Here is a 26,225-nt window from a genome sequence, read left to right on the forward strand (position 1 = left end):
TTTTATTGATTAAATAATCGTTATTAAAAGTCTAAATTAGCTGCTTTTAATGCATTTTCCTCAATAAATAGTCGACGAGGTTCGACTTCATCTCCCATTAATGTAGTAAACAATTGATCTGCTTCAATTGCATCTTTAATGGTTACTTGCAACATACGACGACTGGTTGGATCCATGGTTGTTTCCCATAGTTGTTCGGGGTTCATTTCTCCTAAACCTTTATAACGTTGGATAGTTAATCCACGGCGAGATTCTCGAATTAACCAATCAACAGCCTCTTCGAATGAGCTTACTGGTTGTTTTCGTTCGCCTCGTTGTATAAATGCACTTTCTTCCAGTAAATCTTTCAATTGTGAGCCTAAATGGCAAATATTTCGGTATTCATTACTATGAATAAATACTTGATCTAAAGCATAACTGGTATCAACTCCATGTGTTCTTACTTTGATTACAGGTATATATAACTCTGCTTTTTCATTGTAATCCGCACTATAATGGTAGCTACTGCCATGTTGTTCTTTATTTGATAATTTTTCAACAATTGATTTTGCCCACTGTTCAGCTTTTTGTTGGTCTTTTAAAATATCTTCATCTAATACTTCTTGATAGACTAATTCTGATAGCAAGGCTCGAGGATAGCGACGTTCCATTTTAGTAATTAGTTTTTCAACTTTTTGGTATTCAGCAATTAATTTTTCTAAAGCTTCACCGGCTAAAGCTGGGGCATGATCATTAACATGTAGTGATGCATCTTCCAAAGCTAGAGCAATTTGGAATTGAGTCATTGCATCATCATCTTTAATATATTGTTCTTGTTTGCCTTTTTTAACTTTATAAAGTGGTGGTTGTGCGATATAAACATAACCTCGTTCAATAATTTCAGGCATCTGACGGTAGAAGAAGGTTAACAATAACGTTCTAATATGTGAACCATCCACATCCGCATCGGTCATGATGATAATGCTGTGATAACGCATTTTATCTGGATTATATTCATCACGACCAATACCACAACCTAAAGCAGTAATTAAAGTTGCGACTTCTTGAGACGAAAGCATTTTGTCAAAACGGGCTTTTTCAACATTAAGGATTTTACCTTTTAACGGTAAAATTGCTTGATTTCTACGGTTACGCCCTTGTTTTGCAGAACCACCCGCAGAGTCCCCTTCCACTAAGTAAAGTTCTGATAATGCGGGGTCTTTTTCCTGACAGTCAGCTAGTTTACCTGGTAAGCCACCTAAATCTAAAGCACCTTTACGGCGTGTCATTTCTCGTGCTTTTCGTGCTGCTTCACGAGCTCTAGCGGCATCAATAATTTTGCCAACCACAATTTTGGCATCCGATGGATTTTCCAGTAAATACTCAGCTAATTTTTCACCCATCACTGATTCAACTGCTGATTTTACTTCAGACGAAACCAATTTATCTTTGGTTTGTGATGAAAATTTAGGATCTGGCACTTTTACTGATACTACTGCAATTAGTCCTTCACGTGCATCATCACCAGTGGCACTGATTTTAGCTTTTTTGCTATATCCTTCAGCTTCCATGTAGTTATTTAGTGTACGAGTCATTGCTCCACGAAAACCAGCCAAGTGGGTACCGCCATCACGTTGAGGAATATTATTGGTAAAACAATAGATATTTTCTTGATAGCCGTCGTTCCATTGTAAAGCAACTTCGACACCAATATTGTCTTTCTCAGTACTAAAATAAAAAATCTTCGGATGGATTGGATTTTTATTTTTATTTAAATATTCAACAAAAGCTTGAATACCACCTTCATAATGGTAGTGTTCACTTTTACTTGTTCGTTCATCTGTAAGTTTTATTGAAACACCAGAATTTAAAAATGATAATTCACGTAATCTTTTCGCTAAATGATCGTAGACAAACTCAATATTAGAGAAAGTTTCTGGGCTTGGCCAGAAGCGAACATAAGTACCAGATTCAGTTGTTTCACCAATAACTTTAAGTGGTTCTTCTGGCACGCCTAAATGATAAGTTTGTTTATGGATTTTACCTTCACGGTAAATAACTAATTCTAATTTATCTGATAATGCATTTACAACCGAGACACCAACACCATGCAAGCCACCAGATACTTTATATGAATTATCATCAAATTTACCACCAGCATGTAAAACGGTCATAATAACTTCTGCAGCAGAAATACCTTCTTCTTCATGGATGCCGGTAGGAATTCCTCGGCCATCATCTCGTACTGAAACAGAATTATCTGGATGAATAGTAACTTCGATATGGTGACAATAACCCGCTAATGCTTCATCAATGGCATTATCTACCACTTCAAAAACCATATGATGAAGGCCTGTACCATCATCAGTATCACCAATATACATTCCTGGACGTTTTCGAACCGCATCAAGTCCTTTAAGTACTTTAATGCTTGAAGAATCATAAGAGTTAGACATGGATTTCTCGACTTGTTTAATTATTTATATCATTCTATATATTTAAGAAATTATACCAGATTTTATGTGAAAAATCTTATCATTTTCATCGATCATATGGGTAATTTGTTCTTGATTAACCGCAGTAATAAAAACTTGAGATTTAGCTGATTTTAACCGCTTAGCTAATAGATTACGTTTATTTTGATCCAGTTCAGAAGTAAAGTCATCTATTAAATAAATACAAGATAGTCCAGTTTTCTCTGAAAAATATTCACCTTGTGATAAACGTAATGCACACATGAGTAATTTTAATTGTCCACGAGATAGCAAATCTTCTACTGGAATGTTATCTATACGTAATTTTATATCGGCTTTATGTGGGCCTAATGAAGTGTAATTAATGAATTTATCTCTCTCAAATTGTTTATATAAAATATCAGAATAATTCATCCCATATTCCCAACCTTGATAATATTGGCAATTTAGTTGGTACTCAGGTAAAAAATTCCGACAAGTTTCTATAATTTGCGGAAATATATTTTGACTATAATCTGCTCTAATTTGACTGATTTTTTCGGCAATTGGTATTAGTTCTTTATCCCAAGGTAATAATTGATTATAGTTAGAAGATTGTTTTAATAACGCATTTCTTTGTTTAAATAATCGTTTTAAATTGTTCCATAGTGATACAAATTCTGGGTAATGGTGAAAACATCCCCAGTCTATAAACGCGCGACGATATTTTGGACCACCAGTAAGTAAATCAAATCCTTCTGGAGTAATAAGTTGAATAGGTAATAGCTTAGCTAAGTCAGTTAATCGAAATCCTTCATCACCATCGATTTTTATCGTATTATCATTATTTCGTGTTTTTGATAATCCTATTGTGCGAATTTGTTGAGATGACTCTATTTGGCTAAATAAAACTAACTCAGGCTTTTCATGTTGTATGATTCTATTTGATTGAATATGTCTAAATGCTCGGCCATGGCCAAGCATATAAATAGCCTCAAGTAGACTGGTTTTTCCACTACCATTATCACCAACTATATAATTGAAATGATTTGATAATGATAATTCAGCATAATCAATGTTTCGAAAATTGTGGATTTTGATTTGTGAAAGAGTCATGTTGGTAAAATTTCCGGCCGAAACCGGAAGTTTGATAGATAGTTATTTATTTATTATAAGCGCATTGGCATAACAACATAAGTAGCTGATTGATTATTGATATCTTCAATTTGCACACTAGATGTTGCATCTGTTAATAATAATTGTACGCTATCACATTTTAGTGTGTTTAATATATCTAATAAATAAGTCACATTAAAGCCAATTTCAAGCTCTTGTGATTCATATTTTACATCAATCACTTCTTCCGCTTCTTCTTGTTCAGGATTATTTGCTGTGATTTTTATTTGGTTGTTATGTACATATAATCTTATACCACGGAATTTTTCGTTTGAAAGAATTGCCACTCGTGATAATGCATTTCTAAGCTCTTCGCATGATACTTCAAGTGGTTTGTCCGGATTACGAGGCATCACTCGTTTATAATCAGGAAATCTTCCATCAATAAGTTTTGAAGTAAAGGTAAAATCACCAAGATTAACACGTAAATTATTATTGCCAATCTGCATATTTACTAGCTCATCATTGTCACTAACCAGTTTAGCTAGTTCTATTACCCCTTTTCTAGGTAAAATAACTGAACAAGATTCCGCGATATTTTGACCTACGGGTTGAGCACACACAGCTAAACGATGACCATCTGTCGCAACGGTTTTTAATAATCCATCTTCGATCTCAAATAACATACCATTTAAATAATATCTTACATCTTGATTCGCCATTGAAAATTGGACTGCATCAATAAGTCGTTTGATTGTCTTTTGTGGTATGGATAGATCAACATCACTTTGCCAATTTTCTAAATTAGGAAAATCTGTCGCAGGTAATGTGGCTAGGGAAAATTTGCTACGTCCAGACTGAATAATTAATCGGTTATCGTCAACGCTTATCGAAATTTGGGCATTACTTGGTAGATTTCGGCAAATATCGAGGAACTTTCTTGCGGGAACAGTTGTTGCCCCTGGCTCACAAGGTTCGGTTAAAGGAAGATGAGATATCATCTCAATCTCTAAATCGGTTCCGGTCATTGATAATGTATTATCAATAACTTGTAATAGTAAATTACCTAAAATAGGTAAAGTAGGGCGACTGCTTAACGGTGCGCTAACAAGCTGTAAGGGCTTAATAAGTTTTTCACGATCTATAATAAATTTCATAGTGTTAATTCTTTTTTAAGTTGATAATGTTCTAATTAAATTGGAATAATCCTCTTTAATATCATTGCTTTCTTCTTTCAATTCGGCAATTTTTCGGCAAGCATGTAATACAGTTGTGTGATCCCTACCGCCGAAACCATCTCCAATCTCTGGAAGGCTCTTATTCGTCAACTCTTTTGCTAAAGCCATAGCGACCTGTCTTGGTCTTGCAACTGAACGAGAGCGACGTTTTGATAATAAATCAGAAACTTTGATTTTATAATATTCAGCAACCGTTTTTTGAATATTTTCAATAGTAATCAATTTTTCTTGCAAGGCAAGTAAATCTTTCAAAGCATCTTTTACAAAATCAATAGTGATAGATTTACCTGTAAAATTGGCATTGGCTATCACACGATTCAATGCTCCTTCTAATTCACGCACGTTGGAACGCAAACGTTTAGCAATGAAAAATGCTACCTCTTCAGGTAGTTTTATATTATTTTCTTCCGCTTTTTTCATTAGAATCGCAACTCGAGTTTCAAGCTCAGGTGGCTCGATAGCAATGGTTAACCCCCAACCAAATCTCGATTTTAAACGATCCTCAACACCATTAATTTCTTTAGGATAACGATCAGAAGTTAAGATTATTTGTTGATTACCTTCCAATAATGAGTTGAAGGTATGAAAAAATTCTTCTTGAGATCGTTCTTTATTAGCAAAAAATTGGATATCATCAATAAGTAGTGCGTCAACCGAACGATAATAATTTTTGAATTCTTCAATAGCATTATTTTGTAGTGCTTTTACCATATCTTGCACAAAGCGTTCTGAGTGCATATAAACCACTTTGGCATTGGCTTTGCCGGCTATAATTTCATTACCAACTGCATGTAATAAATGGGTTTTACCTAACCCAGTTGATCCATATAAAAATAATGGGTTATAAGCTTTTCCTGGGTTTTCAGCGACTTGTTTTGCTGCAGCTACAGCAAGTTGGTTAGATTTACCTTCAACAAAACTATTAAATGTATGTTTATGATTAATTCCTGAATAATATGCGTGGTTGCTATTGCTTTCTTTGGTTGTTTTCCAAGCAGGAGCAATATCAGGCTTAGATTGATTAACTTCAGATTTTTTTTCTACTGACAGAGTAGAGCCGACTTCAAGATATAATTTTAAAGAATCATTACCTAAAAGTGTATTTAATAGCTGTGAAATAGTCGTTAAATATTTATTTTTGACCCAATCTAATACAAATCTATTGGGCGCATAAATATAGAGTTTATTCTCAATCATTTCTGCTTGCAACGGGCGAATCCATAAGTTGAATTCTGTTGTTGGAAGGGCCTCTTGTAATTGAGAAAGACAATCTTGCCAAATTGCAGTAGGCACGGCTACTCCTTTAACTAGGATACTAACAATATTGCGATAATTATAATCTTTTTTGTGGATAATTTATAGCTTAAAAACAAGATATAATTTATTAATTAACAAAAGGTATAAATAAAAAACCCAGCTTTAAGCTGGGTTTTAACAGATATCATTAATCAACAATCATTATTTTGTTTGATCAATTACTTGAACTTCTTGAACGTTACGTGCTTTAACTTCAATTTCAACACGACGATCTGGTGCTAAACATGCTTTTAAGTCAGCGCCACGAAGTGCATTACATTTAGTACCAGTAACTGGTTGTGATTTACCCATACCACGTGAAGAGATGATTTCAGCTGGTACACCTTTTTGTACTAAGTAGTTTAATACAGTGTGAGCACGACGTTCTGAAAGTTTTTGGTTGTAGTTATCAGAACCAATACGGTCAGTGTGACCAATTACTACGATAGCACTTTCAGATGGGTTAATTTTAACAAGAGTTGCTAATAAGTTATCAAGTGCTTGGCGACCTTCTGCTTTTAAGTCAGCTTTTGCATAAGCAAATAACACATCTTCATTTAACACATAACGGTTTACTTCAGTTTTGATTTCAACTGGAGCTGCAACCGCTGGTGAACCTAAACGGTAAGTGATACCTAAGCTAACAGTACCTGCGTCTGGAGATGCATCAGTTTTAGTATGAATATGTTGAACATATTGATACTCTAAACGAGTTGAGAAGTCTTCGTTAAGACGATAATCAAGACCTAATGCGTAAACAGGTGATACATCAGTTTTTGTACCGCCTTTACCATAAAGATCTTTAGTCAAACCACCATTTTTCCATTTAGCGATAGTTACCATTCCACCTGCACGACCATAGATATCTAAATCGTCAGAGATAAATGATAATGGATAACTTAATTTACCAGTTAAAGAAACGCCTTGAGCAGAAACTTTACTTTTTCCTAAATCGTATCCTTTACCTGCATAATGAAAAGATCTTTTGTATTTAGCTGAACCTAACCAGTCATAACCTAATTCAAATGCTAAGTAAGGATTAGCTTGGAAACCTAAGAATGCACCGCCAGCAACATTACTGCGATTAGATGTTTTTATACTTACATCATCAAAAGCACGAACTTTTTTTGCATCTAATTTATAAAGTTCTGACCAACCTAATTTAGCACCTGTATAAAAAGTGTTGTCTTCATATGCTGCATTAGCGGCAGTAGCGGTTAAACTTGCAACTGCAATTGCTAGAGCTAGAGTCGTTTTTTTCATTTTTTGCCTCAACTTATTTGTTATAGACGTTGTTTAATTTGATTTTATTGTTTAAATTTACTTCTTATAAATAGATATTACTAATAATTATGTTACACATAATCTAGCTTTAATTATAGCACATAAATTGCGCAAAGCTAGATAGAATAATCCTACATTTTAAAAATTAAATAACTTTAATTGGCATTAACCAATTTTATTAACTGTAATATATAAATCATTTATAGAGTTAGATAAAGTATTGGCCATAATGTAAAAATCCGCTTCAAGTCGTTTATCAAACTCATCAGAACCAATATCTTCATTTTCGTCCATTATAATAGAATCAAATTTTACTTTTTTCAATGTAAAGTCTGGGTTTATAATAAAATTGATACCACGTTCATCAATAATTTTAAGTTTGGTTACCCATTTACCAGAATCTAAATGAACTAACATTTCGTCGCTAGTAATATCTTGGTTTTTACAGTTAATAATTCCATTACCTTCCAGTGGATCTTTTAATTCAGCTTCATCACCTAGTATAAAAGGAGGGAAATTTAACTTTTCTTTAACCCAAGTAGTCATTATCTTTTCAAGTGGTTTATCAATTGATAATGGGGTTAATGCTAAAGATCCAAGCTCTTTACGTAAAATTGCTAAAATATCTTCAGCTAGTTTAAAACTACTACAATCAATAATAATTCTTCTATTTTCAGTATCGATCCATAACCAATAATGGTTATATTTACTAAATGCTCTAGGCATTAAATCGATCATTACTTCATCTTTTAGTGTTGCTTTTTCATTTTTGCTGAGCTTTCGACTTAATGCTTTCTCTTGTTTATCAATTTTATCAATTAGTGCTTGTTTAATTACTGGCGCTGGTAATATTTTAGTTTCTTTTTTAATCCGTAACAGTAAATGTCCTTGCATATCAATAATGAAATTATCTAAGTTATTATCATTATAAGGCGAAACCCATCCCATCTTAGAGGTATCTAAATTACCGCACGGCGAAAATGAAGCCGATTTAAGCGCTTGTTCAATAGTTTGTTTATCAAGTAAATTGTCATTATTAAGTTGGTAAATAATTGCGTTTTTAAACCAAAGCATAGTGTTATATTTCCAAAAATTTGCTTTATGAAGTTTATTTTATCATAACGATTTATAATAAAAATTTCATAGACGATAATATATTATCGCCTTAGTAATAAGATTTGATAAAAAATTCTTTAAAATTTATAAGATACACCCATATAAATAGATGTTACCGTACTATCATCAACCATTGGGCTATCGGCTGCATCGCCTGTTAGTTTATCAATATGGACTCCACCAAAGGTTGCAATATTATCTGTTAACGAATATTGAGCCGCAATTTCAAAGTAAGGTGTAAAAGAGCTATCAGCATTGAAATAACCTAAGCCTGAACGTGCAGATTCTTTGTGCGAAATCCCATAATAATAGTCATTATGTTTATTATTTGCCCAATTTATACCGATAGTTGGTGCAACAATCAAATTATTTTCAATATAAGGCACAGTATAATCAGCATTAACTAAAATACTATTACTATTATCAAGGATATCAGCGCCAATACTACTAGAAAAAATTCCCCAATTGGTATTAAGTGAATATTCAATATCAGCAAGTAGGGTTGAGTGGCGGCTATCAAGCTGTTTTAGTTTATGATTATCAGAATCGTGAGGTTTAAATTCATTAGCTAAATAGCGAGCGCCAAAGGATAGACTTTGATTATCATCATTGAGTGCATAAACTCCAGCAGAAAGATCATCAATAAAAAACGAGCCATTGTCATAATCAATGTGTGGTATAGGATAGTAGTTTGAACTATAACTTTTATATGGTGAAGTTGACCAACCTAAACCGATTCCCAATAAGGTAGATTCTGCTGATACAATTTGCGTATATCCTAGAGAACACATTGATAATAGCGAAATTATACAGCTTATTCTTTTCATTTTAATACCTATTCATAGTGATATGGTTTACGAGAGCTATTGTGATTTCTTTATCTCAAGTCTGTCGTCACAAAATCTATACAGTAATTGTACATTGTTACAATGACTTTTCTCCGATAATAATGCCACATTTTGTCATATTTGAATATGGATTAGTGAGATAAATTATGAGTAAACCAACTAAAGAAATGATTAATAGTCGTCCTGACGACGCAGTATTATTAGCTGATGAAGCAAAATATTGCTCATTTGGTGATACCGTGCATTACGTTGAACCACCGAAGATTTTTGATGGCTGTGAAGGTAGCTACATGTATGATAAAGAAGGTAAAGCCTTTCTTGATTTACAAATGTGGTACTCAGCTTGTAACTTTGGTTATGCCAATGAGCGTCTAAATAACGTACTTAAAAAACAAATCGATACTTTACCGCAATGTGCAAGTCAGTATCTTCATCCAACTAAAATTGAATTAGCAAAAACTATTGCTCAAGGTATGGAAAAACGATTTGGTTACCAAGGCCGTGTGCATTTTAATGTTGGTGGTTCACAATGTATTGAAGATTCATTAAAAGTAGTGCGTAATGCTACCGGCGGTAAATCACTAATGTTTGCTTTCCAAGGTGGTTACCATGGTCGTACTTTGGGGGCATCTTCAATTACCTCAAGTTATCGTTATCGTCGCCGTTATGGTCACTTTGGTGATCGCGCAATGTTTGTTCCATTCCCATATCCGTTCCGTCGTCCTAAAGGAATGACCGCCGAAGAGTATGGTGAACACTTAGTTGCTGAGTTTGCTCGTTTATTTGAAACTGAATATCACGGAGTTTGGGATCCAAAAGTTGGACAAGCTGAATATGCTGCTTTCTATGCCGAACCTTTACAAGCAACAGGTGGTTATATTGTTCCGCCTCGTAACTACTTTAAAGGTCTGAAAAAAGTTTTAGATCAATATGGTATTTTATTAGTCGTTGATGAAATTCAGATGGGCTTTTATCGTACTGGTAAACTATGGTCAATCGAACACTTTGATGTTAAACCTGATGTAGTTGTGTTCGCTAAAGCATTAACTAATGGTTTAAATCCACTTGGAGGATTATGGGCTCGAGAAGAGTTAATTAATCCTGAAGTATTCCCAGTTGGTTCAACACATTCAACTTTTGCTTCAAATCCATTAGGTACTGCGGTTGGTTTAGAAGTATTAAAAATGACTTCAGAAACCGATTACGAAAAAATGGTGATGGAAAGTGGTGCATACTTCCTTGAAGGATTAAAAACACTTGAGAAGAAACATAAAGAAATTGGTGAGGTTGATGGCTTAGGTCTTGCACTACGTGCTGAGATTTGTACCGAAGACGGATTTACCGCTAACAAAGCATTAGTTGATAAAATGGTTGATATCGGTATGTCAGGTGATCTTGATTGGAAAGGTAATAAAATGGGCTTGGTGCTTGATATTGGTGGTTATTACAAAAATGTTATCACTTTTGCTCCTTCTTTACACATTACTCGTCAAGAAATTGACCAAGGTATTGAATTACTCGATCAATTAATCACTCGAGCTAAAAAAGAACTTTAAGTCTTAAAGCAAAGTAATCCCGCTAATACGTGTTAGCGGGATTCTAGTTATACCCAATCCTTTATAGAAAGTTATGCGATATATTAACCAACTAGAACCAAATGAACTAATCAATAATTTTATTTCTCATCCACCACAAGAATTTACAAGCTGGATGAGTGAAGATGGCGTGCCAGCTTTTTCTGCTAAGTTTGATTTGCTCACAACTGCCGATAGTAATTTTAAACATAAAGTTCATAAATTGCCTTTTTATCGGAAATGGCGACATTGGTTACAACCAAGAACATGTTTTGTCGGAACGACAGTTTCTGAATACAGCTTGTTAACTGATAAAGTGAATGCGCAGCAATTAGCTGATAATGTTAAAACGGCATATGCAAAGAAATATCCTTTTACTATTGTAAAAGATTTACCTTCTGACTCGCCTTTACTTAGTAAGCAGGATAATCAATATTCTAAACAGGTTATTGGTTCATTAAAAGATAACGGTTTTATTGAGGTTGAAGGACAAGCTTTAGCGTGGGTTCCAATCGATTTCGAATCGATAAATGACTTTTTGGCAAAATTATCCTATAGCCGTCGTAAGAATTTAAGAAGAAAACTTAAGTCACGTGAAAAATTAGAGATTAATATTTTACAAACTGGTGATGACTGTTTTTTTGATGATGCTAATCTTGATTTATATTATCAGCTTTATCTTAATGTATATGAACAAAGTGAAGTCCATTTTGATTTATTAACCAAGCCATTTTTTGTCCAATTATTGCAAAGTAAAGCAGCAAATGGGCGTATTTTCACTTATCACTATAATGGCCAATTAATTGGTTATAACATCTGTTTTGTGGTGAATAATGTTCTAATTGATAAATATATTGGTATGGTTTATCCACAAGCACGAGAGTTGAATCTCTATTTTGTTAGCTGGTTTGTTAATCTTGAATATGCGTTACAACAGAAACTAAGTAGTTATGTCGCCGGTTGGACAGATCCCGAAGTTAAAGCTTCGTTAGGTGCTAGTTTTACTTTAACCAAACATCTAGTTTATATTCGAAATCCTCTGTTAAGAGTAATTTTACGTAAATTAATAGGCCATTTTGAAACCGATAAGGAGAAAGTAGCATGACATTGCCGGTTATCCTTAATTTTGATCAAAGCGTAGGTGAAATTAATGACGCTAAAACGATTGATTTCACGCAGTGGCAAGATGTAATTCGTTTTGGTTGTAATGAAAAAAATTTCCAAAAATTTAAAATGCAATTACAACAAGCATTACCAGAAAACTATGGCACAGTATTGATGGGGAGCGGTGATTATCATCATATTTCGTTATTACTAATTGAGCAGCTCGCTAAGCAATATTCAGCAGATAATCCAATTGAAGTGATTATTTTTGATAATCATCCAGACAATATGCGTTATCTATTTGGTGTTCACTGTGGCTCATGGGTGAGCTATGTAGCAAGTTTACCATTCGTAAGTCATGTCCATGTGTTAGGCATAACCTCAAATGATATTGGCTTATGGCATTTTTGGGAAAATAGATGGTCACCGCTATTTCATAAAAAATTGACTTATTGGAGCTTAGATGTCAATGTTTCTTGGGCGAAAAGAATTGGTTTGAATCATGCTTTTCGTCATTTTGATTCGCCTGATGATTTGATTACCCAGTTTCTATCTGAGCAATATCGTAATACTAAACCAATATATTTATCGATAGATAAAGATGTATTAAGTGAAGAGGTTATTCATACTAATTGGGATCAAGGAAAACTGCAAACTTATCACTTACTAGATACTATTTCCTCAATTAAACCACGAATTATTGGTAGTGATATCACTGGTGAATTATCAATATGGCAACCGAAAAGTTGGTTTAAACGATTGCTTAGTTCATTAGATAAACAACCAGAAATATCCTTAGAAAACTTAAATGATTGGCAACAAGAACAACATCAACTCAATTTAACATTATTAAATGCTTTAAAAGCCTAGTATTGTTACTCTGTTATTCTTCAATGAAATATAGCTAGGCTTGATTTTTGATTTAGATTTGATTAATAACTATTATGAATGTTTTTATTAGTTAGTTTACTTTCTGCCAATGCTAGAAACATAATTCCTGAAACAATCAATATTGTTCCGATTAACTTAAATAATGTTATTGGTTCATTAAATAACCAAACTGATGCAATCATTACCGTGACGACTTCGAAATGAGACGCTGCAAAAGCAGGTCCTACAGGTGCTTTTTTTAATAAAGTCATCCAAGTGAAGAAAGTAAAAATATAACCCGCAATTGATACATAAATCCAATGGCCAGAAAACACCCTAACAATCCATTCAAAACTCATCGCAAGCGGTTGAGCATGCTCTGCAGCCAATTTGAAACTGCACTGGGCAATAGTGTCAAACATTAGTAATACGGTAAAACCAATCAAATAGAACTTAGCCATATTAAGACATCCCCACAAAAATAACACCAGCAGTTATTAATAACATGCCAATAATGCGATAAAGGGTGAGTAATTCTTTGAAAAGAATTCGACCGACTAACATGATAGTAATAATATTGAATGAGGCGAGTAATACGCCTTGTGAAAGTGGCACTAAGGTTAAAAAGGCTAGCCATAATAAAAATTCGGCAATGTAAGAGGCTATTCCTACCCAAATCCAATGATTTTTAGCCAAATCCAACCAATAGTACAACCCATCTCGATTGGTCGGTGATATTGCCGCATATTTAAAGGCAACTTGTCCTAAAGTATCAAAACAGATATTACTAACCCAAAGAAAAATAACTAAAGATGACATTATGTTTAATTTCCTTCTGCAAGATTATTAAAAAATGAAGCACATTCTTTAATCACTTCTCGGCGTTGGCTATCAATAGTAATTAAATGGTAACTATCATTTAGTACAATTAACTGTTTTGGACCAGAGACGTGTTTTTCAACTAATTTTGCATTTGTTTCAATATTGGCAATGTCATCATTACCTGAATGCATAATTAAACACGGCGAGGTAACTTTAGGTAACTCCTGACGCATATGTTTAGCCAATAACTGCATTTCAGCTAAAGCTGGGAAAGGGTTACCTGCCAATCCAGCAGACGCTGCATCACCACTTAACATACTTTCAGATACAACGGCTCGTATCCGTTCATCCTTAAGGCCATAAGGTGGTTTTTCAATAAAAGATACTTTTTGAAAAATACCAAGTTTTTTGAAATAGACTAATAAAAAGAAGAATTTTTTAGCCCAAAATGGCATGCTCCAGCCATCATAAGAAAATGTAGGCGCTAAAACACCAACACCTTTCACTTGATTGGGACGATCGGCAGCTAATTTTAACGCTAATAATGCGCCCATAGATAAACCGGCGACAAACAGATTATCAACATGTTGAGCTAAATAATCAGCACCATCTTGAACACTTTTATACCAATCTTGCCAAGTTGTTTTACATAGATCTGCTTCTGTACCGCAGTGACCTGCTAGCTGTATTGCATACACAGTAAATCCAGCTTTATTTAAACCATTGGCTAAAATACGCATTTCATTTGGTGTACCAGTTAAACCGTGAATTAATAGCACGCCATTTTTATTACCAGGTAAAAAATAAGATAAATCTTCAATTGTACTCATTATTATTCCTTTATTTTACCGCCATGACTGGAATTAGTGTTTGTTGCATCTGTTTTAATGCTTCGGTTACATCAGCAAAGCTCTCAATAGCACTGTGCTTAATATTGTTTTTTTCACAGTAATTAATCAACTTATCTTTGGCGAAAACCAGATCGACATGATGAGAAACGCAAAAATCGGACGTACCATCACCAACATATAAAATCTGAGGAAAATGTTGCTGTTGTTTAACATGATTGCATTTGCAGTTACCACTTTGTTTAATACAATCCTTATTGGCAAATGGGAACTCAAGGCGCCAACTTCGTTGATTATTATGCATTAACTTATTGGCATAAATAGGTAGATGCTCAATACCATGGTGTTTTAACACAAACTGAATAGCATAATCTAAGCCGTCACTAACTACATGAACTGGAATATGATTTTTTTCGGTGTAATCAATAAATGCTTTAAAATTATTATCAATTTCAATTTTTGCTAATGCTTGATTGAGTTCATCCAGACTAGCATCCATTAATGCAATCTGTTTACTCATACATTCTTGAGAGCCGATTTTGCCACTAATCCATAATTCCTCAAGTTCATCACAACCATCTTGACCGAATTGGCTAAGTAAAGTATCAGTAACATCTTTAACACTAATTGTGCCATCAAAATCACATAAAATAATAGGGTTTTGGTGGTGAGTATAAGATGGCTGAAAAAGGTGATTAGTAATTGATGAAAAAGTATTCATAGTTAACGTAAAAATTGCTTAGTTATAGATATTGGCGCCAATTCTCTCATATAGTGCTAGTAAACTTTGTAGGCTCTTTGTATATCTTTTGTAACGAGGCTTCATTTACCTGTATAATAAGGTATCTTGAAGTACACATTATACGGTAAAGAGAACCGAAAATGAGTGAACGTATATTAATCATCGAAGATGATGAAAGATTAGCCAATTTAATCCAAGTTTATCTAATTCGTCAAGGGTATATGGTTGATTGGCATAATAGTGGTGCCGGTGCCGAAGAAAAAATACAACAGATCAACCCTGATTTAGTTATTTTAGATGTCATGCTGCCAGAAAAATCTGGATTTGATATATGTCGAGATATACGTTCGTGGTTTACAAACTATATTCTGATTATGACCGCGAGTGAAGACAATATTGATGAAATTGTTGGTTTAGAGTTAGGTGCAGATGATTATCTTGCTAAACCTATTGAACCGCGGTTATTACTTGCTCGTATTCGCGCATTGTTGCGACGAAAACAGATCGAAACCGATAAAGAAAGCTATAAGGAACTAATAACTTCGTTTAACAATAATACTCTGGTCTTTGATAATTTAGTTATTGATGGTGAAAATCGAAGAGTGTTATTAGATGGGCAAGATATCGATTTGACTACGGCAGAATTTGATTTACTTTGGTTATTAGCAAATAACGCCGGTAAGATTTTATCTCGAGACGACATATTTTCCCAAGTAAGAGGTATTGATTTTGATGGCAGCGATCGTTCTATTGATGCGCGTATTTCTCGATTACGACGCAAATTACTAGATGATCCTGACAACTCATCGCGGATTAAAACCGTGCGCGGAAAAGGCTATCTATTTATGCGTGAAGGGGAAAATCATTGAAACAATTATTAGCTAAACCGCTATTCTTCAATCGCCGTATCGTTTTTTATCTCGTTATTTTGCTTTCATTACAATGTATTATTGCTTATGGTGCATTATTGGTATTCGATTCATTGCCTTCGTCATTGACTGATATGCCTGATGATCATATTGTTTTTCGTGAATCACAACGTGGAACTGTCAACTTAATTCGTAAACACATTGATGAAAATAAGCAACGTCCATTGCAAGAAGTAGTGAATGAATTACAGCCTTCTTTTGGTTATCCAATAAAAGTTTTACCAGAACAGACTATCTTGTCTCATTCCGTTAAAAAAGAGTTAGAAAAACTCGGTTTTGCTTATGATGGTGATGACGAGGTTGTCTATATTGATTTAAAGGATGGACATCTATTGCAACTAGGTCCGATTTTAATGCGCGATATATTAGAATCGAATACCATGTCGTTGAGTGTATTTCTTATTATTTGGGCCTTGTTTAGTGCCATTATCTTTTTTATTTTAATCTATTTTGCTTTTAGTGCTGTTTGGAAAGATCTGGTTAATATTCGTCAAACTGCAGAGCAATTGGGGCAGGGAAATTTAAAAGCACGTACTGAAAATGTGAAAGGTTGGTTATTCAAACCGTTAGCTAATGTACTTAATAACATGGGGACTCACATAGAACATTTAGTTAGTACCAATCAAACGATTTCGCATGCAATGGCTCATGAACTTCGCACGCCACTTGCACGGATGCGATTTGAGTTAAGTATGCTTGAAGAGTCTACTGATGAGCATGAAAAAGCATTACTGCAAAAAGGGATGAGCGATGATATTGACGAACTTGAAACGCTAATTAATGCCAGCTTGAATTATTTCAAAATGCAGCAGAGTAACATCGAATTAAATCTTACTAATGTATCGTTGAAAGAATGGGGCGAAAAAGTTTGTCAATCATTAGCACTATTTAAACCAGAAGGGTTTGAGTTAGTTTGTAATAGTCAAGATGTAGAAGCCAAAATTGATACTAATTTGGTTGAAACCATTGTCAAAAATTTACTACTCAATGCGTTTAAATATGCTACACATAAAGCAGTGTTGAATATCACAAAACAGGATCATCAAGTGATTTTAGAGATTGATGATGATGGCGCAGGTATTCCTTTTGATGCGCGTGATAAAATTTTTATGCCTTTTGCTCGGCTTGATACTAGCCGCACACGTTCAACCGGCGGATATGGGTTAGGGCTTGCTTATGTAAAATTAATGGCGGAATTTCACGATGGTAAAGCCTTTGTGGTGACGAGTCCATTAGGGGGCGCTAGATTTGTGGTTTCGATAAAATCAGGCGATGAATAATCAAGCTAAATTTAATAAAACTTAATCAAAAACTATTAAAAAAGATATAGATTTAAATAGGAATATTTTTTAGATAACTTAAAACTCTTGTTTTAACGTTTCGAAAAAACAAAAAATTTGCTATATTCTTTGGTCAAAATGATAAAAGTGAAAAATCTCATTTCTAAATTGGTCATGAGTTAACATATATAATTAGAGGTTTTTTATGAGCGGTGTATTACCGACAGAGAACGAAACTCGTCCAACAAACTTTATTCGTCAAATTATTGATGCAGATCTTGCGGCTGGAAAATATAAAACAACCCATACTCGTTTTCCGCCTGAACCTAATGGCTATCTACATATTGGTCATGCAAAATCTATCTGTTTAAATTTCGGGATTGCGCAAGATTATCAGGGTAAATGTAATTTACGTTTTGATGATACCAATCCAGCTAAAGAAGATATTGAATACGTTGAATCTATTAAAGAAGATGTTCGTTGGTTAGGGTTCCAATGGGATGGTGAAATTTGTTACTCATCTGACTATTTTGACCGTTTATATGAATATGCATTAGAGCTTATCAATAAAGGTCTTGCTTATGTCGATGAACTGTCAGCTGATGAAATCCGCGAATATCGTGGAACATTAACACAAGCAGGTAAAAATAGCCCTTATCGTGATCGAAGCATTGAAGAAAACCTAGCATTATTCATCCAAATGAAAGAAGGTAAATTTGCAGAAGGTAAAGCTTGTTTAAGAGCAAAAATCGATATGGCATCACCATTTATTGTTATGCGTGATCCCGTGTTATATCGTATAAAATTTGCTGAGCACCACCAAACTGGCAATAAATGGTGCATTTATCCAATGTATGATTTTACACATTGTATCTCGGATGCTATTGAAAATATAACCCATTCACTTTGTACGCTTGAGTTTCAAGATAATCGTCGTTTGTACGATTGGGTTTTAGATAATATTACTATTGAAGCAAGACCGCATCAGTATGAGTTTTCAAGATTAAATCTTGAATATGCGATTACTTCTAAACGAAAATTAACCCAGTTAGTTTCTGAACAAATTGTTGACGGTTGGAATGATCCTCGGATGCCTACCGTATCTGGTCTGCGTCGCCGTGGTTATACACCGGCATCAATTCGTGAATTTTGTCGTCGAATTGGTGTAACTAAACAAGAAAATACTGTTGAAATGAGTACACTTGAGTTCTGTATTCGTGAAGATCTCAATGAAAATGCGCCACGAGCAATGGCGGTACTTGATCCTGTTAAAGTTGTCATTGAAAACTTTTCGGAAACACTAGATGAAGTACTTAGTATGCCAAATCACCCTAATCGCCCAGAATTAGGTCATCGAGAAGTGACATTCACGCGTGAAATTTATATAGATAGAGCTGATTTTAGGGAAGAAGCAAATAAAAATTATAAGCGTTTAGTGTTAGGTAAAGAAGTTCGCTTGCGTAATGCTTATGTGATACGAGCAGAGCGTGTTGAAAAAGATGCGGACGGTAATATTCAAACTATTTATTGTAGTTATGATCCTGCCACATTAAATAAAAATCCTGAAGATGGACGTAAAGTTAAAGGAGTTATTCACTGGGTGTCAGCTAAATTTGCTAAGCCAGCTGAAATTCGTCTTTATGATCGGCTATTTAATACTCCAAATCCAGGTAGTGCAGAGGACTTTTTATCAACTATCAATCCAAATTCATTAATTATTAAACATGGGTTTGTTGAGCCTAGTTTGCAAAAAGCCAAAGCAGAACAAGCTTATCAATTTGAACGTGAAGGTTATTTTTGTCTTGATAGTAAATATGCTACTGAAGATAATTTAGTATTTAATCGAACAGTAGGATTAAGAGACAGTTGGAACGAAGCTTAATCATAATCAATACGCCAACTCTGGTTGGCGTATTGATTTAATCTACTCTACTTTATATTTTTATTGATATCATCGTCAGAAGGTTAGTTTGGCTTACTTTTGCCGTATGAATATAATCCTTATAATAATGATTACTAACTGATTGTAATTAAAAAATTTCTTAATTTAATAATAAACATTAAAGATTTATTTTAAAAAATTGTAGTGTTTTAAATAATCATAAAAAGCCGAATTGAGCGTTAAAAAACCCCTTTCCTCAAAATTCTTTGATTACATTATATTATGATTTTTAAGATAGCCTCTTTGGTCAGTTTATTTTATAATGTTGTTCTATTTTTTTCCTATTTTGGCTTAAAAAGAGTACTCTTAGCATGAAAATTTTAGCTGGTTCTTCTGCTCTATCTGCATTTCGTATTAATAAAATTTTATCCTCTTGTCGTGAACAATCTATCCCTATAACAAATATTGAAGCCCAATACATTCACTTTATTGATTTAAGTGCTGAATTAACTGTTCAACAACAATTAACCTTAGATAAGTTGTTACAATATGGCCCTAAAAGTGCACAAATAGATGTCGAAGATAAAACCAGTAAAATACTCTTTTTAGTTACTCCACGCGAAGGTACTATTTCGCCATGGTCATCTAAAGCTACTGATATTGCACATAATTGTGGATTATCACAAATCCATCGAATAGAACGAGGTATTGCTTATTATGTGCAAGCTAGTTCTCCGTTAACTGATTGTCAAAAAAATGCTTTTCTGGGCTTGATACATGACCGAATGATGGAGACCGTTTTAAGCAGTTTTGAGCAAGCTGAACAATTATTTAGGGCTGATCAACCCAAACCAGTAACAATTATTGATTTGTTAGGACAAGGTCGTCAAGCATTAGAGGAAGCTAATCTAAAATTAGGTTTGGCTTTAGCACCAGATGAAATTGACTATTTAGTTGAGAATTTTCAGAAATTAAACCGTAATCCGACTGACATTGAGCTTTATATGTTTGGTCAAGCAAACTCTGAACATTGTCGTCATAAAATATTTAATGCTGATTGGATTATTGATGGTGTAAAACAACCAAAATCATTATTTAAAATGATAAAAAACACCTTTGAACATACGCCAGATTATGTGTCATCCGCTTATAAGGATAATGCCGCGGTTATGGATGGTTCGAAAGTTGGACGATTCTTTGCTGATTATGATAGTCGAAGCTATGATTATCATCAGGAATATGCTGATATTTTAATGAAGGTGGAAACCCATAATCACCCAACGGCAATATCTCCTTGGCCGGGGGCGGCAACCGGTAGTGGCGGTGAGATTCGAGATGAAGGAGCGACAGGAAAAGGAGCTAAACCAAAAGCAGGATTAGTAGGTTTTTCTGTTTCGAACTTACGAATTCCCAATTTTGAACAACCTTGGGAACAAGATTTTGGTAAACCGGATCGAATTGTTAGTGCATTTGACATTATGATGGATGGACCCTTAGGTGGTGCGGCATTTAATAATGAATTTGGTCGTCCAGCTTTACTTGGTTATTTTCGTACTTATGAAGAGAAAGTCAATAGCTTTAATGGCGAAGAGGTCAGAGGCTATCATAAACCAATTATGTTAGCCGGTGGTATGGGAAATATTCGTCGTGAACATATTCAAAAAGGTGAATTTCCTATCGGCTCCAAATTAATTGTCTTGGGTGGGCCTGCCATGAATATTGGTCTAGGTGGTGGTGCTGCCTCATCTATGACATCAGGACAATCAGATGCTGATCTTGATTTTGCTTCAGTGCAACGTGATAACCCTGAAATGGAGCGTCGTTGCCAAGAGGTAATCGATCGCTGTTGGCAACTGGGTGATAAAAATCCTATTTTATTTATCCATGATGTGGGCGCTGGTGGCTTGTCTAATGCGATGCCGGAATTGGTTAGCGATGGTGGCTGTGGTGGTCAGTTTGAATTACGCAAAATATTAAGTGATGAACCCGGAATGTCACCGTTAGAAATTTGGTGTAATGAATCTCAAGAGCGTTATGTACTAGCGATTCATCCGCAAAGTCTTGAGCTATTTGATGAACTTTGTAAACGAGAACGTACACCTTATGCTGTTATTGGTGAAGCCACAATAAATAAAGCGGTCGTGTTACATGATGAACATTTCAACAATAATCCGATAGATTTACCGTTAGATGTGTTATTGGGCAAAACCCCTAAAATGTTACGAGATGTTAAATCTAACCAAGCAGAAGGGGATCATTTTTCAACATCCGATATCAATTTATATGATGCGGTGAAACGAGTATTACATTTGCCAGTTGTGGCGGAAAAAACTTTCTTAATTACCATTGGTGATCGTTCGGTAACAGGTATGGTTGCTCGTGATCAGATGGTTGGACCGTGGCAAGTGCCGGTTGCCGATTGCGCGGTGACAACAGCAAGTTTAGACAGTTATTACGGTGAAGCAATGTCGATGGGGGAACGAGCTCCTGTTGCCCTACTTAATTTTGCTGCATCAGCTAGATTAGCGGTTGGTGAAGCAATTACCAATATTGCTGCGACAAATATTGGCGACATTAAACGTATTAAGCTTTCAGCTAACTGGATGGCTGCAGCTGGTCATCCAGGTGAAGATGCTGGTCTTTATCAAGCCGTTAAAGCCATTGGTGAAGAGTTATGTCCTGCTTTAGGATTAGCTATTCCGGTTGGTAAAGACTCTATGTCAATGAAAACAACATGGCAACAAGATGGTGAACAAAAAACGGTAACTTCACCGTTATCATTGGTGATTTCCGCATTTGCTCGAGTTGAAGATGTGCGTAAAACAGTTACCCCACAACTTTGTACAGATGAGGATAATCTATTACTATTTATTGATTTATCTAAAGGTCATCAAGCATTAGGAGCAACAGCATTAGCACAAGTTTATCGTCATCTAGGACAAAGAACAGCTGATGTTCATGATGCTAAAGAATTAGCCGCTTTTTATCAGGCCATCCAAAGTTTAGTTGTGCAAAATACCTTACTTGCTTACCACGACCGTTCTGATGGTGGTTTATTGGTAACCTTAGCAGAAATGGCATTTGCAGGACATTGTGGTATAGATATTGATATTAATTCACTTGGTAGCGATGTCATTGCCTCACTATTTAATGAAGAACTTGGCGCAGTTATTCAAATTCGTAATGGTGATTTAGAAAAAGTCATGACATGCTTTAAGCAGCTTGGATTATCTCAGGCGATTCATAGATTAGGAACAGCTAAAACAGGACAGCAATTTATTATTCGTAATAATAGCGCCGTTGTGTATAGCGAATCGCGATTGACATTAAGAACATGGTGGGCAGAAACCACTTGGCAAATGCAACGCTTACGTGATAATCCACAATGTGCAGATCAAGAACACCAAGCTAAGCAAAATGATGATGATCCAGGCTTAAATGTTCATATTACTTTTGATATTGAGCAAGATATTGCTGCACCTTACATAGTCAAAGGCGTGAAGCCTAAAGTTGCAGTTTTACGTGAACAAGGTGTCAATTCACATGTTGAAATGGCAGCAGCATTTGCTCGAGCGGGTTTTGAGTCAATTGATGTTCATATGACTGATTTATTATCAGGTCAAGTGACTTTGAATCAATTTAATACGTTAGTTGCTTGTGGTGGTTTTTCTTATGGCGATGTATTAGGGGCTGGTGAAGGTTGGGCTAAGTCGATTTTATTTAATGAACAAGTCCGTCATGAATTTGAGCAATTCTTCCATCGCAATGATACTTTATCGTTAGGGGTCTGTAATGGCTGCCAGATGATGTCGAATTTAAAAGAACTGATACCAGGTGCTGAGTTATGGCCTCGCTTTGTTCGTAATATATCGGAACGTTTTGAGGCGCGTTTTAGTTTAGTTCAAATTCAATCTAGTCCGTCATTACTATTTACCGATATGGCAGGTTCGCATATGCCGATTGCGGTTTCACATGGTGAAGGTCAAGTTGAAACCCGTGATTTAGAACATTTGACTCGTTTAGAAGCTTCTGGCTTGGTTGCAGTTCGATATATTGACCATTTTGGTAAAGCGACAGAGCAGTACCCGGCAAATCCAAATGGTTCACCAAATGGTATTACCGCAGTAACCTCAAGTGATGGTCGAGCAACGATTATGATGCCGCACCCAGAGCGAGTATTTAGAACGGTAACCAATTCGTGGCATCCAGATAATTGGGGTGAAGATAGCCCATGGATGAGAATTTTCCGTAATGCTCGTAAGCAACTTAGTTAGTAAAAAAAATCGCCGACAATAGTCGGCGATTTATAAAGATAACTTTATCTTTAACTGTTTACTTTTTTCTACTCTTTAACGGCTGTGCTAAATCATTATTCATTCTTCGCAATAATTGCTCAGTCGTTTCAAAGTTAATACAAGCATCAGTAACGGATACACCATATTTGAAATTTTCTTTTGGTTGTTCAGATGATTGATTACCTTCAAATAAATTACTCTCTATCATGACACCAATAATCGAGTTATTGCCTTGCTTAATTTGCTCAATAATCGAGTCTGCAACGATAGGTTGATTGCGGTAATCTTTATTGGAATTAGCATGACTACAATCTATCATTAAGTTAGGGACTAATTTAGCCTTATCCATTTGTTGTTCACATAATGCAACATTTTCGGCATCGTAATTAGGTGCTTTTCCACCTCTTAGGATCACGTGACCATGTGGATTACCTAAAGTTTGTAATACTGTAACTTGTCCTTTTTGGTTAATTCCAACAAATCGATGTGCCATTGAAGCTGATTTCATTGCATTAATTGCTACGTCTAAACTCCCATCTGTGCCATTTTTGAAACCAACAGGCATTGATAGTCCAGAAGCCATTTCTCGGTGGGTTTGTGATTCAGTTGTTCTCGCTCCAATAGCTGACCAGCTGATTAAATCACCAATGTATTGCGGAGTGTTTGGATCTAACGCTTCTGTCGCAATTGGTAATCCAATCTTAGTGATATCAAGTAACAACTTACGTGCTTTTTTTAAGCCATGTTCAATATCAAATGAGCTATCCATATGCGGGTCATTAATCATACCTTTCCAACCAACAGTGGTTCTTGGTTTTTCAAAATAAACTCGCATAACAATAAATAAGTTATCTTTCACTTCATCAGAAAGTTTTTTTAATTTATGTGCATATTCAATAGCTGCATCAGGATCATGAATAGAACAGGGACCACAAACTATAAGTAATCGGTGATCTCGACGTTCTAGAATATCAACAATGGTTTGTCGGGATGAAGCAATTTGATTTTCTAATTCAGATGATAATGGATAAAGGTTTTTTATTTCTTCGGGCGTGATTAACATATGCTCATCTCTGATTCGAACATTATTTAGTGTATCTTTTAACATTTGGTTTTCCTTGTTAAAATCATTCATATTTTTATATGTAAAATATTAATTACATAAACAAGCAATATGTAAACACAAAATTACGGAATAGTAAATCAAAAATTAACTTATTGTTAGATTAATTAATGTTTTGTAAGCTAATATTTACAGGTATTAATAATTTAACTTGAGTGGATGTAAATAAATATGTACGGATGCGGTGAGAGAATTGCATGCATCCGTATATTAAATATGGCCGATTATGTGAAAAAATGAGAATTTAAATAGATGATATTGCTTCTAATATCAATTGTTTATCAACAACATCAATGACTTCAACTGCACCTATTTTAGTTGGCAAGACCAATCTAATTTGTCCTGAAAGAACTTTTTTATCTCGTAGCATATGTGGAATATAAGATTCAATTGTCATTCGTTCCGGTCTTTTAACTGGTAGTTTAGCTTTAATTAATAGATTTTTTATTCGTTCAATATCTTTATCAGTCAATTTACCAAGCAATTTAGCTGTTTGTGCCGCCATTAACATACCAACACTAACTGCTTCACCATGTAACCAATTACCATAGCCGAGTTCCGCTTCAATAGCATGGCCATAAGTATGACCAAGATTTAAAATAGCACGCATGTCTTGTTCTGTTTCATCGGCGGCAACGACTTGTGCTTTTAGTTTACAGCAGTGATAAATACAATAACTTAAGGCATCTACATCTAAATTAAGTAGATCATCGATATGCGTTTCTAACCAATTAAAAAACTCAGAATCCATAATGATGCCATATTTAATTACTTCGGCTAAACCTGCTGAAAGCTCTCGTGGTGGTAGAGTTTTAAGACAATTAATATCAATAACGACAGCTTGTGGCTGATAAAATGCACCAATCATATTTTTACCAAGAGGATGATTGATGGCTGTTTTTCCTCCAACGGATGAATCAACTTGTGATAATAACGTTGTTGGTACTTGTATAAATTTAATTCCTCGTTGATAAGCAGAAGCAGCAAAACCAGCGACATCACCAATAACACCGCCACCTAGCGCTATAAGGATGCTATTTCGAGTATGATTATTGGCAAGTAGAGCGGTTAGAATTTGATTCCATGTTTCCATGGTTTTATATTGTTCGCCATCAGGGACTATAACAAAATCTGTTTTTATCCCATGAGCCTCAAGCATATCTATCAAATGCTGTAAATAAAGCGGGGCAATCGTGTCATTCGTGGCAATAAGTACTCGCTGGCCGCTGTGTAGTTTGAAATGTTCGAATTGACTAAGTAAGTTTTCACCAATAGTAATAGGATAACTGCGATTTTCTAATGCTACATCTAGGATCTTTTGCATAATTATTTCCAAACAAGTTTATGCCAATTTAATATTGCATGTTAACGATAAAAAAGTGGCAGCGCAACTTAGAATCATTTAAACTTACTGCCAATTTTTATC

General features: G+C 34.9%; 20 protein-coding genes. 7 read left to right on the forward strand and 13 right to left on the reverse strand.

The window, feature by feature from the left end; genetic code table 11:
- Nucleotides 1-23: 23 nt before the first annotated feature.
- From gyrB to B6C84_RS01085, 7 genes are all read right to left on the reverse strand, one after another.
- Nucleotides 24-2,435, reverse strand: coding sequence for a DNA topoisomerase (ATP-hydrolyzing) subunit B (gyrB, locus tag B6C84_RS01055; RefSeq protein WP_086353776.1), 2,412 nt, complete (start codon nt 2,433-2,435; stop codon nt 24-26).
- A gap of 42 nt (nt 2,436-2,477) precedes the next feature.
- Complete coding sequence (gene recF / locus B6C84_RS01060; RefSeq protein ID WP_065577837.1) at nt 2,478-3,548, reverse strand: DNA replication/repair protein RecF; 1,071 nt, start codon at nt 3,546-3,548, stop codon at nt 2,478-2,480.
- 53 nt (nt 3,549-3,601) lie between these two features.
- Nucleotides 3,602-4,705, reverse strand: a complete 1,104-nt coding sequence (dnaN, locus tag B6C84_RS01065; protein ID WP_034901901.1) for a DNA polymerase III subunit beta — start codon at nt 4,703-4,705, stop codon at nt 3,602-3,604.
- Between the two features lie 15 nt (nt 4,706-4,720).
- Nucleotides 4,721-6,079, reverse strand: coding sequence for a chromosomal replication initiator protein DnaA (dnaA, locus tag B6C84_RS01070; protein WP_086321217.1), 1,359 nt, complete (start codon nt 6,077-6,079; stop codon nt 4,721-4,723).
- 165 nt (nt 6,080-6,244) lie between these two features.
- Entirely contained in the window at nt 6,245-7,345 is a 1,101-nt protein-coding gene (gene ompA / locus B6C84_RS01075) for a porin OmpA (RefSeq protein ID WP_086321218.1), read from the reverse strand.
- 186 nt (nt 7,346-7,531) lie between these two features.
- Nucleotides 7,532-8,440, reverse strand: coding sequence for a recombination-associated protein RdgC (locus tag B6C84_RS01080; RefSeq protein WP_086321219.1), 909 nt, complete (start codon nt 8,438-8,440; stop codon nt 7,532-7,534).
- A gap of 119 nt (nt 8,441-8,559) precedes the next feature.
- On the reverse strand, nt 8,560-9,309 hold the full coding sequence (locus B6C84_RS01085) for a MipA/OmpV family protein (RefSeq protein WP_086321220.1): 750 nt from the start codon (nt 9,307-9,309) through the stop codon (nt 8,560-8,562).
- 167 nt (nt 9,310-9,476) lie between these two features.
- On the opposite strand from B6C84_RS01085, the gene B6C84_RS01090 reads away from it, so the two are divergent.
- The 3 genes from B6C84_RS01090 (at nt 9,477) to B6C84_RS01100 (ending at nt 12,878) form a co-directional block, all read left to right on the forward strand.
- A complete protein-coding gene (locus B6C84_RS01090) occupies nt 9,477-10,886 on the forward strand; it encodes an aspartate aminotransferase family protein (RefSeq protein ID WP_086321221.1) in 1,410 nt (469 codons plus the stop codon).
- A 73-nt stretch (nt 10,887-10,959) separates the two neighbouring features.
- Nucleotides 10,960-12,009 (forward strand): GNAT family N-acetyltransferase, encoded by a 1,050-nt coding sequence (locus tag B6C84_RS01095; protein ID WP_086321222.1) that lies wholly within the window; start codon nt 10,960-10,962, stop codon nt 12,007-12,009.
- Nucleotides 12,006-12,878 (forward strand): arginase family protein, encoded by an 873-nt coding sequence (locus B6C84_RS01100; RefSeq protein ID WP_086321223.1) that lies wholly within the window; start codon nt 12,006-12,008, stop codon nt 12,876-12,878. Before B6C84_RS01095 ends, B6C84_RS01100 begins: the two co-directional genes overlap by 4 nt.
- 62 nt (nt 12,879-12,940) lie before the next feature.
- Here the strand turns inward: B6C84_RS01100 and B6C84_RS01105 are convergent, their stop codons facing one another.
- The 4 genes from B6C84_RS01105 to B6C84_RS01120 are packed head-to-tail and all read right to left on the reverse strand — an operon-like array spanning nt 12,941 to nt 15,269.
- Nucleotides 12,941-13,339 carry a DMT family transporter gene (locus B6C84_RS01105; RefSeq protein ID WP_065651308.1) on the reverse strand — a complete coding sequence of 133 codons (399 nt, stop codon included), beginning with the start codon at nt 13,337-13,339 and terminating at the stop codon, nt 12,941-12,943.
- A gap of 1 nt (nt 13,340) precedes the next feature.
- Nucleotides 13,341-13,697 carry a DMT family transporter gene (locus B6C84_RS01110; protein ID WP_086321224.1) on the reverse strand — a complete coding sequence of 119 codons (357 nt, stop codon included), beginning with the start codon at nt 13,695-13,697 and terminating at the stop codon, nt 13,341-13,343.
- 5 nt (nt 13,698-13,702) lie between these two features.
- Entirely contained in the window at nt 13,703-14,530 is an 828-nt protein-coding gene (locus B6C84_RS01115; protein ID WP_065614671.1) for an alpha/beta hydrolase, read from the reverse strand.
- A 10-nt stretch (nt 14,531-14,540) separates the two neighbouring features.
- Entirely contained in the window at nt 14,541-15,269 is a 729-nt protein-coding gene (locus tag B6C84_RS01120; RefSeq protein ID WP_086321225.1) for an MtnX-like HAD-IB family phosphatase, read from the reverse strand.
- A 161-nt stretch (nt 15,270-15,430) separates the two neighbouring features.
- Here B6C84_RS01120 and B6C84_RS01125 point away from each other — a divergent pair, with 161 nt between their 5' ends.
- The 4 genes from B6C84_RS01125 to purL all read left to right on the forward strand — a co-directional run bounded on the left by B6C84_RS01125 (nt 15,431) and on the right by purL (nt 23,655).
- On the forward strand, nt 15,431-16,159 hold the full coding sequence (locus B6C84_RS01125) for a winged helix-turn-helix domain-containing protein (protein ID WP_065614669.1): 729 nt from the start codon (nt 15,431-15,433) through the stop codon (nt 16,157-16,159).
- A complete protein-coding gene (locus B6C84_RS01130; protein WP_086321226.1) occupies nt 16,156-17,499 on the forward strand; it encodes an ATP-binding protein in 1,344 nt (447 codons plus the stop codon). Before B6C84_RS01125 ends, B6C84_RS01130 begins: the two co-directional genes overlap by 4 nt.
- A 205-nt stretch (nt 17,500-17,704) precedes the next feature.
- Nucleotides 17,705-19,381: a glutamine--tRNA ligase gene (glnS, locus tag B6C84_RS01135; protein ID WP_086321227.1), complete on the forward strand. Its 1,677-nt coding sequence runs from the start codon at nt 17,705-17,707 to the stop codon at nt 19,379-19,381.
- A gap of 371 nt (nt 19,382-19,752) precedes the next feature.
- Nucleotides 19,753-23,655: a phosphoribosylformylglycinamidine synthase gene (gene purL / locus B6C84_RS01140; RefSeq protein ID WP_086353777.1), complete on the forward strand. Its 3,903-nt coding sequence runs from the start codon at nt 19,753-19,755 to the stop codon at nt 23,653-23,655.
- Between the two features lie 58 nt (nt 23,656-23,713).
- Here the strand turns inward: purL and B6C84_RS01145 are convergent, their stop codons facing one another.
- A complete protein-coding gene (locus B6C84_RS01145; protein ID WP_065577826.1) occupies nt 23,714-24,784 on the reverse strand; it encodes a 3-deoxy-7-phosphoheptulonate synthase in 1,071 nt (356 codons plus the stop codon).
- A 259-nt stretch (nt 24,785-25,043) separates the two neighbouring features.
- Nucleotides 25,044-26,123, reverse strand: coding sequence for a 3-dehydroquinate synthase (aroB, locus tag B6C84_RS01150; protein ID WP_065577825.1), 1,080 nt, complete (start codon nt 26,121-26,123; stop codon nt 25,044-25,046).
- Between the last annotated feature and the right edge of the window lie 102 nt (nt 26,124-26,225).

The sequence above is a fragment of the Gilliamella apis genome, from assembly GCF_002142155.1.
In the GTDB taxonomy this organism is placed as follows: Bacteria; Pseudomonadota; Gammaproteobacteria; order Enterobacterales; family Orbaceae; genus Gilliamella; species Gilliamella apis.